The sequence below is a fragment of the Pseudomonas sp. GOM6 genome, from assembly GCF_029537485.1.
Classification (GTDB): Bacteria; Pseudomonadota; Gammaproteobacteria; order Pseudomonadales; family Pseudomonadaceae; genus Aquipseudomonas.
The window spans coordinates 521,392-532,310 of sequence record NZ_JARPUS010000001.1 but is presented as its reverse complement, the minus strand read 5'-3'; the positions used below and the strand labels follow the sequence as shown (position 1 = coordinate 532,310).

The following is a 10,919-nucleotide window of genomic DNA, read 5'->3' as shown; positions in this document are numbered from 1 at the left end:
CCCGTGCTAGGACCATCCAGTCACCAAATGACAGGCAAATCACAGGCCATCAACGCACCCGGATTGCCTCCTGCTGAATGCTGGCAAAGCTGCGCGGCCAAGGCTTGCCGGCCTGCACATCGGCCGGCAGCGTCTTGATCGCCGCCTGCGCGGCTGCCCGGCTGGCGAACTGGCCGAACGTCACCACATATAGCGGCTGCCCCTGGTGCAGCTTCTTGAAGTAGCGGTATTCAGCGCCGTGCTTTCCGACGAAAGCCTTGGCACTACTCTCCGAGCGAGTGCCGAGAATCTGCAGCGCATAGCCGCTCGCAGGCCGCGCCGCATACCAGTCACCCGCCCCAGCACTGGCAGCCGTCTTGGCAACAACCGGCGCCGGCTTCTCCGTGACTACGGGCTTGAACACAACAGGCTTGGGGGCCGGAACAGGTACCGGCGCCGCCTTTACTTCCGGCACCTTGACCTCAGGCATAGGTGTCGCAGGCTGTGCAGGAGCGCTCGCGATGGTCGGCACCACAGGCGCAGGAGCTGGAGCCTCTACCATGGCCGGCGCGGTAGTTGTCGCCCCCTGCTCGTCCTCCATTCCCGACGCCTGCGCCAGCGGCTCACGAATCACCGGCTGTGCCTCACCCACCAAAGGCAACGGCAATGGTTGAGCAGTACCAGAAAACTCAACCTGCGCCTGCGCGCGAGCATTGGCCGCCTCTGCTTCAGCAGAAGATGCACCCACCTGCGCCGAGGAAGACTCCTGAGCGATCAACTCGATGGGTTTCTCGACTGCCACGACAGGAGTAGAGCCGCTCTCCCCTTGCATCAGCCATGCAGCGCCTAATGCGACAGCCACCACCGCCAGCGCCAGCAGGTGCTTTTTCGGCAACCCCTTCCCAGCGACAACGCCAGCATTGCGCTGAGCCAGCATGGCCTCAACCAGTACATCGCGAGCCACCTGATTGATCGCGCCCGGCCAGCCGCCAGAGCCGATGTAAATTTCCTCGATCTGCTCATCAGTCAACAGATCTATACCTTGCCCAGCACCGTCCAGACGCTGTGCCAGATACTGGCGTGTCTCTTCCTCGTCATAAGGCTGCAACTCAATAGCATGAAAGCGCTCCTCGCCATCTGCCTGCTGCTCGAGGCGCTCAAGAAAATCGCTTTGCGCAAAGAGGAAAACATGAGGGCGAGCACCATCTGCCCCTACCGCCAGGGTAAACAGGGTATTGAGCGCAGGATCGGCCAGCTGCTCGGCATCATCCACCAGCAGGTAGACCTCCTGCCCGGTGAGCGTCAACTGAGCAACATGCGCGAGAATGCTCGGCACATCTGCCTGCTGCACGCCAAGCCCCTGAGCGACCTGCCGCAAAATGCCAGCCACGTCACCCGCACCGCGGGCAGACACAACGACGGACTGAACCGCCTGCTTGTTGGTGCTGGCGACCAGAGCCTGGCGCAACAAGGTCTTGCCGCTACCCTGAGGGCCCGCAACGACCAGAAGCAATTGACTGTAGCGAGCCAAATGATGGAGCTGCCCAAGCACTGGCTTGCGCTGCGCCGGATAGAAACGAAAGCCCGGAACCCTCGCAGCAAAGGGATCGTGGCTGAACTGATAATGCTCGAGAAACGCCTCGTCGGCATGCAAACTGGTCATGGAGCTCTCTTATTGTCCAAGCTGATCCGCTAGCGCGCGGTAATCCGCACGCAGCGTGGCATTCAATACTTCCCGCGGAAAGTCATCGGTGATCACGGCCTCGCCCAGCTTGCGCAGCAGAACTAGGCGTAAACGACCATCAAGCACCTTCTTATCGACAGCCATGTGCTGGAGGAAATCCTCAGGAGCCATATCCAGCGGAGGAATGACCGGCAGCCCTGCACGCAATAACAAGCGCAGGCCGCGGTCACGCTCAGCTTCACTGATCCAGCCAAGTCGAGCCGACATATCCAGAGCCATGGCAGTGCCCGCAGCCACCGCTTCACCATGCAGCCATTCGCCATAACCCATATGGGTTTCGATGGCATGCCCAAAAGTGTGGCCAAGATTAAGAATCGCGCGAAGACCGGACTCCCGCTCATCCACCCCGACCACACGAGCCTTGGCCGCACATGAGCGCTCGATCGCCTGCACCAGCGCATCCGGCTGCAGTGCGCGCAACTGATCAATGTGCAACTCAAGCCAGCCCAGGAAATCCAGATCGCAGATCAGCCCGTATTTGATCACTTCAGCCAATCCGGCCGAGAGCTCACGCGCCGGTAACGTATTCAGCACCAAGGTATCGATCAGCACAGCATTAGGCTGATAAAACGCACCCACCATATTCTTGCCAAGCGGATGATTGATACCCGTCTTTCCGCCAACCGAAGAGTCGACCTGAGAGAGCAGCGTGGTAGGCACCTGGATGAAATCCACACCGCGCTGGTAACAGGCCGCAGCGAAACCAGCCATATCACCGACGACACCACCTCCCAGAGCAACAATAGTGGTCTTACGGTCATGCCGCGCCTGCAGCAAACCATCGAAGATCAGCTGCAAGGTTTCCCAGTTCTTGAAACTCTCGCCGTCCGGCAGTACTACCGAGACCGATTCACACCCAGACAGAGACTGCTCGATCTGCTCCAGATAGAGGGGCGCAACGGTTTCGTTGGTAACGATTGCGACTTGCCGCCCGGCTAAGTGACGCTTGAGCAAGTACGGCTCTGAGAGGATGCCAGCACCGATGTAGATGGGATAACTACGCTCGCCCAGATCAACAGTAAGAGTCTGCATGAAGCCCCCGATTAGAAAGGGCCATAGAATAGCGCAGTTGGCCCCTGTCTTTAACGGGGCGGAAGCGCCTCAAAGCGCTCGATGATTTCCTGCACGACCAATCGCGGCGGGCGCTCATCGGTCTCAATGATCACATCGGCGATCTCGCGATAGAGTGGATCGCGGATGTCCATCAAAGCCCGCAGAACCTTGCCCGGTTCAGCAGTGCGCAACAGGGGACGATTGCGATCGCGGGAGGTTCGCTCCAACTGCTGCTCAACAGACGCATGCAGATAAACAACCCGACCACCTTCTCGCAATGCCTTGCGGTTCTCCGCCCGGAGAACCACACCACCGCCAGTCGCGATCACAACGCCCTGTAACTCACACAGTTCCGCAACCATGAGTTGCTCACGATCACGAAAGCCCTGCTCTCCCTCAACATCAAAAATCCAGGGAATATCGGCACCAGTTCTTTGCTCAATTTCCTTATCCGAATCTTTGAACTGCAACCGCAACTCTTTCGCCAACAATCGCCCGATGGTGCTTTTACCTGCCCCCATCGGGCCTACCAAGATCACGTTCTGCACGATTTAATTGCTTACCGCGATAGCCTGATTATTCATGATGCGAGGAGTGATGAAGATGAGCAGCTCATTCTTGCTTTCAGTCACGGTATCACGACGGAAGAGACGACCAACGAACGGGATATCGCCCAGCAGCGGCACCTTCTCCACAGATTTGCTCTGGGTATTGGAGAACACACCACCAATGACAATCGTTTCGCCATCGTTTACCAAGACCTTGGCATTTACCTCATTCTTCTTGATTGGCGGCACACCAAGAACAGCATTCTCGTAGTCAGGCTCATCCTTATTCACCTTAACTTCCATGATAATTCGGTTGTCCGGGGTTATCTGCGGAGTGACCTCAAGCGCAAGAGCAGCTTCTTTGAACGAGACGGTAGTCGCGCCACTCGAACTGGCTTCCTGATAAGGCACCTCAGTACCCTTCAAGATTTTTGCGGTTTCTTTGTCAGAAGTAACCACTTTAGGCTGAGAAATCACTTCACCGTTGCCCGTTGCTTCCATAGCTGACAGCTGAAGATCCAGAATCATGTTGTCAGTAAGAAAGCCAATACCGATGCCCGACGTACTATTGGCAGCACCCATGTCAACAAAGGGGACATTCGTTGTTGCATCATCCAAAGTGAAAGAGCCAACAGTATCGGTACCAGGCAGCCTCAGAACGCCGTCATCATCGACACCACGAGCACCATCTTTGCCATAGAAACTCCAGTTATTGTCGCCAACGAAGGCGCCACCCCAACGAACACCCAAACTCTTGTCATAACCGACGCTGGCCTCAACCAGACGCGCCTCAATCATGACCTGGCGCACCGGGATGTCTAGCTGAGCAACAATCCTGCGCAGCTCATCCAAACGCTCCTGAGTTTGGTAGGCAATGATGCTATTGGTGCGATCGTCTACGGTGACAGTGCCACGCTCTTGAACATCGCTGCCCTCAGTCGCCGCAACAGACTGGAACAAAGCAGCTATATCTGCGGCCTTGGCATAGTTCACCTGAATCAGCTCACGACGCAAAGGAGCAAGCTCAGCAATTTGATTCTGCGCCTCCAGTTCCTGGCGTTCACGGGCTGCAATCTCATCAGCTGGTGCTACCAGGAGAACGTTACCGACCTTGCGCTTATCAAGTCCGCGCGTCTTCAAAACCAGATCCAGCGCCTGATCCCAAGGTACATTCTGAAGGCGCAATGTGATATTGCCTTGCACGGTATCGCTGGCGACAAGGTTCAGATCAGTGAAATCAGCAATAAGCTGCAGCACCGAGCGCACATCGATATCCTGGAAGTTGAGAGATAGCTTTTCTCCCGTATAAGCAAATCGCTCTGCACGACGCTTTTCCACGTCGTCTTGGGTCAACGGCTTAACGCTAATTGTTAGCTTGTTATCTGTCTGAAACGCCAGGTAGTCATAAAAACCTACTGGCTCAATATCAATGCTCGCGCGCTCCTGACTGGAAGATGCACTCACGAACTGCACAGGCGTAGCGAAATCTTTGACGTCTAAACGTACACGCAGGTTCTCAGGCAGCTGGGTTTTAGCAAAGCTAACGCGAATTTTGCCTCCCTGCTCTTGGATATCTGCCGTCACCGACGGATCAGAAAGCTGGATGACCACATTACCCTCGCCAGCCTCACCACGCTGAAAATCGATTCCACTTACAGCACGACCTGACGCCACTGCCATGGAAGGTTTCGAAAGCGTCGGAACACTGGATGCAGATGACTTGCTAGCCTGAGCCGCAGTGCCACCCACTACCACGAGCACGTTATTGCCATCAACACGGGTGCTGTAGGGCGCAAGAGTCGAGAGATTAATGATGAGCCTGGTCCTGTCCTTGGCCTCAACGACAGTGACGCTGCGCGCATTGCCGACACCAAGCTCTTTATTCTTGACACCTAATTTATTGGCAACCCCTGGCAGATCCAGAGCAATCCGGGCAGGTTGCTCGATCGTGTAACCCCGAGGAGCGGTCACGGCTTCATCAAAACCAAGCTTCAACTCAATTTTGTCGCCTGGCAACGCAGCAACATCAAGCGACTGCAAGTTGGCAGCCAACAGTGCCGGAGAAAACATGGCAAGCGCCAAGGAAATACTGAAGCGGTGTTTATTAAATTTCATCAGCTTGCTCCAACCAGCACGCCCGTAGTTATTCTTCATTTCCTGGCCCGCCATCTTATGAACGCTCCTTGAGCATCAGTGTACGAGGACGCTCCAGCCATCCCCCCTCACCGTCAGGAACAATTTCTACAACATCAATTTTGGACTCATCGATCGAGATGATTCGCCCATGGTTACGACCAAGGTAGTCTCCAGCCTTAACCCGATGAACACCACCAGCGCCCTTGATGAGACCAAACTTCGAACCATCATTTGCCAGAGTCCCAACCATTTCAAAGGTTTCTATATTGAAGCCTTCAAGAAACTGCCTGACCCTCGCCTCATCGGGCTTGACGTCTTTCGACCCCTTACGACCACTATTCAAGTCCACTTTGACCGGCGGTTGAAATGGCGACCGAAGAGCGGCGGCACTGTAGGTAAAGGCTTCATATGGCTGAAACTTGGGAAGCGGCTCAATAGACCCTTTAGGACGCGCCCGAACCTCGTCCATATACGACTGAAGATCAGCAAAATCACTACCAGCACCACAGCCATAAAGCACAACAGCCAGCAACGACACAAACACCAGACGAAAAGCTTTCATTTCTTCAGCCCCTCATCATTGTACCGATAGGTTTTAGCCAAAATACTCATGCGCAGCTTTGAAACACTGTCTTTATCGACAGACTTAATCTCAAAGTCATGCAGAGTCACAATCCGAGGGAGACTTGCTACACCACTTACAAACGTCGCCAGGTCGTGGTAGCCACCGACAACCGAGATCTGTATTGGCAACTCAATGTAGAACTGCTGCACCACCTCCGGCTGAAGCTTGATCTCCTCAAACTCCAAGCCACTACCAAGCCCTGTACGAGTGATGTCCTCCAATAGACCGGGAACCTCGGTATCACTAGGAAGCTGACGCAACAAGGTACCAAAGGACTCTTCCATCTCCTTCATCTGGACCTTGTAGGCATCTAGATTTGCCGCCTGAAAGGCTTTAGCGGAAAACTGCTCTTTCAACGCAACCTCTTCAGCCCTGCGTTGATCAAGAGAGCCCTGCAGGTCCTTGAGATAGAAGTTATAACCGAGGCCTAAAGCAGCAACCAGAAGCAGCACGCAAGTTATAAACTTAACGGCAGAAGGCCAAGAACCCAGGTTATTCAGGTCCAGCTCAGCCAGATCAACCTTTTTTAAAGACTCTATAGACTCAGCAAGACTCATGACTTCTTACCACCGTTCTGCTTTGGCAACTCTTTCTTATTAGGCAGAGCCTTAGGATCAGCGACGTCCTGACCAGGCTGCACTTGCTGGACGGTTAACTGAAAGACATTCGCCTGATCCACAGCGCCCGCAGTGATTGCCTTAACCTCTGTTAGGTTAGGGGAAGTCAACCATTCGGATGCATCCAGGTTACGCATAAGCCCGGAGACTCGATTGTTCGACTCGGCCGAGCCAATAATCGCAATGCTCTTGTCAGTACGCTTAAGCTCAGTGAAGAACACACCATCAGGCAGAGTCCGCACCATCTGATCAAAAATACGACCACTGATAGGTCGATTACCCTGAAGATCCTGGATGATTTTCATCCTCTCCAGAAGCTGTGCACGACGCTCCTTGAGCTCACTGATTTCTTTGATCCGTGCATCCAGCACGGCAATTTCCTTTTTAATGAAATTATTCCGTGCATTCTGCTGCTCAATTGCACCATCAAGGTATTGACCAGCAAGAAACACCAACCCAGCCGCAATAACCAAGGTGCCACCCATGGCAACCAAGAACCGCTGTTTGCGCTCTTCGCGCAGCTGTTCGCGCCATGGAAGTAAGTTGATCCGGGCCATTAGTCGAAACTCCTCATCGCCAGACCACAGGCAATCATCAACGACGGGGCATCACTGGCGAGCGCCCCCGCATTGACCTTGCCACCCAGCGCCATATCAGCGAAAGGATTGGCCACCAAAGTAGGAGTGCCGATTTTCTGCTGGATCAGACGATCTAGATCTGGAATGGATGCAGTACCGCCAGCCAGCAGAATGTAGTCAACATCGTTAAACTGCCCTGCCGCGAAGAAGAACTGCAGCGAGCGGGAAACCTGCTGAACTACAGCCTCCTTGAAGGGCTGCAACACTTCGCTCTCATAGTCATCAGGAAGGCCGCCCTGCTTCTTCGCAAGACCAGCCTCCTCCACAGACAGCCCATAGCGCCGCTGAATCTCTTCGGTTAGCTGGCGACCACCAAACAGCTGTTCACGCGTGTAGATCGTGCGCCCATTGTGCAGCACGCTAAGCGTGGTCATGGTCGCACCGATATCCACGACCGCAACTGTCAACTCTTCGCCATTACCGCCCAACTGGGACTCAAGCAGCCCATAAGCTCGCTCCAGAGCGTAAGCTTCGACATCGACTACTTTCGCGGTCAGCCCGGAGAGGCCAAGAGCGGCCTCACGCACCTCCACGTTCTCCTTACGACAAGCCGCAAGCAGAACCTCGACGCGTTCGGGGTTGCGCGCAGAAACGCCCTGAACCTCGAAGTCGATGGCAACCTCTTCCAGGGGGTAAGGAATATATTGATCGGCCTCGATCTTGAGCTGATTCTCCAGCTCATCATCATTGAGACCCGCTTCCATCTCGATGGATTTGGTGATGACCGCCGAGCCGGCAACAGCCACTGCTGCTGTCCGCACACCCGTCTTGGCTTTAGCCAGAACACGAGATAGCGCCTGCCCGACACCTTCCAGCTCGGCAATATTCTTTTCGACCACTGCGTTTGGCGGGAGAGGCTCAACGGCATAAGCCTCTACCTTGTAGCGGCTTCCCGAGCGACTCAATTCAAGGAGCTTGACCGAGGTCGAACTGATGTCGATCCCCAGAAGCGTGTTCGCTTTCTTATTGAAGAGCCCTAGCACGACCGATTTCCTATTGGCATCCGCGACTTACGGACTATTTATGTTTTTCCACATTAAATAACAGTCTTGACAGAAGCGCAAATGGCGACCCCGCAAAAAAACCGCTTATAATGTGATCAGTTTTCCCCTTTTCGCACTGCGCAACTCTTAACCCATTCTTTTACTTGGAATTCCACAAGCCTTGATGCGTCTGCTGAAGTTTATCTGGTGGTCCTTTGTCGCCACTTTTTGTGGCTTGCTCCTCAGTTTCAGCGGAGCGTTCCTCTATCTTAGCCCCGGCCTTCCCTCCGTCGAATCGCTGCGCAGCATCCAGCTGCAGATCCCCCTGCGGGTGTATAGCAGCGATGGAAAGCTGATTGCCGAATTCGGCGAGATGCGCCGTTCCCCGATCGCCTTCGCGGATATCCCCCAGGATTTCATCCACGCATTGCTGGCCGCCGAGGACGACAATTTCGCCAATCATTATGGCGTTGACTTCACCAGCCTGATGCGCGCTGCCACACAGTTATTGTCGAGCGGCCACATCCAAACGGGCGGCAGCACCATCACCATGCAGGTGGCGAAGAATTTCTTCCTCACCAACGAACGCAGCTTCTCGCGCAAAATCAACGAAATCCTCCTGGCGCTGCAAATTGAACGCGAACTGAGCAAGGATGAGATCCTTGAGCTGTATGTCAACAAGATCTACCTCGGCAATCGCGCCTACGGAATCGAAGCAGCCGCGCAGGTCTACTACGGCAAGTCGATCCACGATCTCAGCCTTGCGCAAATGGCGATGATTGCCGGCCTGCCCAAAGCCCCGTCGCGCTACAACCCCTTGGTCAATCCGCAGCGTAGCAAGGAGCGTCGCGACTGGATTCTTGGCCGCATGCTCAAGCTAGGAGCCATCGACCAGGCGCGCTATGACACCGCAATGGCCGAGCCGATTGACGCCCGCCACCATGTGCAGCCGATCGAACTCAATGCGCCTTACATCGCCGAAATGGCCCGTGCCGAAATGGTTGGACGCTACGGCAGCGATGCTTATACCGAAGGCTTCCGCGTGACCACCACTGTGCCAAGCCATCTGCAGATGGCCGCCAACGCAGCACTTCATGACGGCCTAATCAGCTATGACCAGCGCCACGGATTCCGCGGTCCAGAAACGCGACTACCAGGCCTGACCCGAGAGGCATGGCTGGAAGAGCTGAGTAAATACCGCAGCATTGGCGGCCTTGAGCCAGTGATCGTCAGCCAGGTGGAAAAGAGCGGCATCATGGTGCTGCTGCGCAATGGCGAAGAACGTCCCGTCACCTGGGACAACATGAAGTGGGCCCGCCCGTTCCTTAACACCAACAGCCTGGGGCCTCGCCCGCAGAAACCGGCAGATGTCGTTCAGATAGGCGATTTGGTACGCGTTGAAATCAGCACGGAAGGAGCACTTCAACTACGCCAGATCCCGAGCGCACAGAGCGCCCTGGTCTCGCTGGATCCGCAGGATGGCGCCATAGTGTCTTTGGTTGGCGGCTTCTCTTTCGAACAGAGCAACTACAACCGAGCCGCACAGGCCAAGCGCCAGCCCGGATCCAGCTTCAAGCCCTTCATCTATAGCGCAGCACTGGACAGCGGCTTCACCGCTGCCACCCTGGTCAACGATGCGCCAATCGTCTTCCAGGAAGCCGGCATGGAAGAAGCCTGGCGCCCAAAGAACGACAACAACACCTTCCTTGGCCCGATTCGCTTACGCGAGGCGCTGTATAAGTCTCGCAATCTAGTTTCTATCCGCCTCCTTCAGACCATCGGCATCGACTACACGATCAACTACATCAGCGAGTTCGGCTTCAATAAGCAGGACTTGCCGCGTAACCTTTCACTCGCCCTTGGGACCGCAGGCCTCACGCCGATGGAAATCGCCACCGGATGGAGCACCTTTGCCAATGGCGGATACAAGATTCAGCCCTACTTGATTCAGCGCATCGAAAGCCGCGACGGCAAACCACTATTCGTAGCCAACCCGGCGCGCACCCCAGAGCGTGCCAAGCTGGTCGAAGAGCAGAACACTGCACTACACAACGATGAACCCAATGCCGAACTGCCGCAGCCCATACCGGCCGAGCAGATCATTGATGAGCGCACCGCCTACATCATGACCAGCATGTTGCAGGACGTAATCAAGCGCGGCACCGGACGCCGCGCCCTGGCCATGGGCCGCGGTGACCTGGCCGGCAAGACCGGCACCACCAATGAGTCCAAGGACAGCTGGTTCTCGGGCTACAACGCCGACTATGTAACTACCGTCTGGGCCGGCTTTGACCAGCCGGAAAGCCTAGGCCGCCACGAGTATGGTGGTACGGTGGCGCTACCCATCTGGATGAACTTTATGGGCGCTGCACTCAAGGACAAGCCGGAACACCTGCCACCAGAACCATCCGGCATGCTCAGCCTACGTGTTGACCCAGTGAGTGGCCGAGCCGCTTCACCCGACTCGCCGAATGCCTATTTCGAGCTGTTCAAGAGCGAAGACTCTCCTCCACCCATGAGCGAACTGGAACCAGGCCTCGGCATTCCAGGCAGCCCACTGCCCGCCGACGAGATGGCGCCCATCGACTTGTTCTGA

General features: G+C 55.5%; 9 protein-coding genes. 1 reads left to right on the top strand and 8 read right to left on the bottom strand.

Annotation, left to right across the window (positions count from 1 at the left end; genetic code table 11):
• Positions 1-49 precede the first annotated feature (49 nt).
• From P7A97_RS02505 to P7A97_RS02470, 8 genes are read right to left on the bottom strand one after another with little or no spacing between them, the layout of a single operon-like run.
• Complete coding sequence (locus P7A97_RS02505; RefSeq protein ID WP_277688343.1) at positions 50-1,642, bottom strand: AAA family ATPase; 1,593 nt, start codon at positions 1,640-1,642, stop codon at positions 50-52.
• A 9-nt stretch (positions 1,643-1,651) separates the two neighbouring features.
• Positions 1,652-2,755 carry a 3-dehydroquinate synthase gene (gene aroB / locus P7A97_RS02500; RefSeq protein ID WP_277688342.1) on the bottom strand — a complete coding sequence of 368 codons (1,104 nt, stop codon included), beginning with the start codon at positions 2,753-2,755 and terminating at the stop codon, positions 1,652-1,654.
• Between the two features lie 50 nt (positions 2,756-2,805).
• A complete protein-coding gene (gene aroK, locus P7A97_RS02495) occupies positions 2,806-3,324 on the bottom strand; it encodes a shikimate kinase AroK (RefSeq protein ID WP_277688341.1) in 519 nt (172 codons plus the stop codon).
• Between the two features lie 3 nt (positions 3,325-3,327).
• A complete protein-coding gene (gene pilQ / locus P7A97_RS02490; RefSeq protein ID WP_277688379.1) occupies positions 3,328-5,439 on the bottom strand; it encodes a type IV pilus secretin PilQ in 2,112 nt (703 codons plus the stop codon).
• A 55-nt stretch (positions 5,440-5,494) separates the two neighbouring features.
• Positions 5,495-6,022 carry a type 4a pilus biogenesis lipoprotein PilP gene (gene pilP / locus P7A97_RS02485; RefSeq protein ID WP_277688340.1) on the bottom strand — a complete coding sequence of 176 codons (528 nt, stop codon included), beginning with the start codon at positions 6,020-6,022 and terminating at the stop codon, positions 5,495-5,497.
• Entirely contained in the window at positions 6,019-6,642 is a 624-nt protein-coding gene (gene pilO, locus P7A97_RS02480; protein ID WP_277688339.1) for a type 4a pilus biogenesis protein PilO, read from the bottom strand. Before pilO ends, pilP begins: the two co-directional genes overlap by 4 nt.
• Positions 6,639-7,259: a PilN domain-containing protein gene (locus P7A97_RS02475; protein WP_277688338.1), complete on the bottom strand. Its 621-nt coding sequence runs from the start codon at positions 7,257-7,259 to the stop codon at positions 6,639-6,641. Before P7A97_RS02475 ends, pilO begins: the two co-directional genes overlap by 4 nt.
• A complete protein-coding gene (locus P7A97_RS02470; protein WP_277688337.1) occupies positions 7,259-8,323 on the bottom strand; it encodes a pilus assembly protein PilM in 1,065 nt (354 codons plus the stop codon). The genes P7A97_RS02475 and P7A97_RS02470 overlap by 1 nt, the downstream gene beginning before the upstream one ends.
• Before the next feature lie 181 nt (positions 8,324-8,504).
• Between P7A97_RS02470 and P7A97_RS02465 the strand changes: the two genes are divergently transcribed.
• Positions 8,505-10,919 (top strand): penicillin-binding protein 1A, encoded by a 2,415-nt coding sequence (locus P7A97_RS02465; RefSeq protein ID WP_277688336.1) that lies wholly within the window; start codon positions 8,505-8,507, stop codon positions 10,917-10,919.

Bases quoted from the DNA above. Each gene is read 5' to 3' on its own strand.
- P7A97_RS02505 (WP_277688343.1), bottom strand. From the start codon at position 1,642: ATGACCAGTTTGCATGCCGACGAGGCGTTTCTCGAGCATTATCAGTTC.
- aroB (WP_277688342.1), bottom strand. From the start codon at position 2,755: ATGCAGACTCTTACTGTTGATCTGGGCGAGCGTAGTTATCCCATCTAC.
- pilQ (WP_277688379.1), bottom strand. From the start codon at position 5,439: ATGAAATTTAATAAACACCGCTTCAGTATTTCCTTGGCGCTTGCCATG.
- pilP (WP_277688340.1), bottom strand. From the start codon at position 6,022: ATGAAAGCTTTTCGTCTGGTGTTTGTGTCGTTGCTGGCTGTTGTGCTT.
- pilO (WP_277688339.1), bottom strand. From the start codon at position 6,642: ATGAGTCTTGCTGAGTCTATAGAGTCTTTAAAAAAGGTTGATCTGGCT.
- P7A97_RS02475 (WP_277688338.1), bottom strand. From the start codon at position 7,259: ATGGCCCGGATCAACTTACTTCCATGGCGCGAACAGCTGCGCGAAGAG.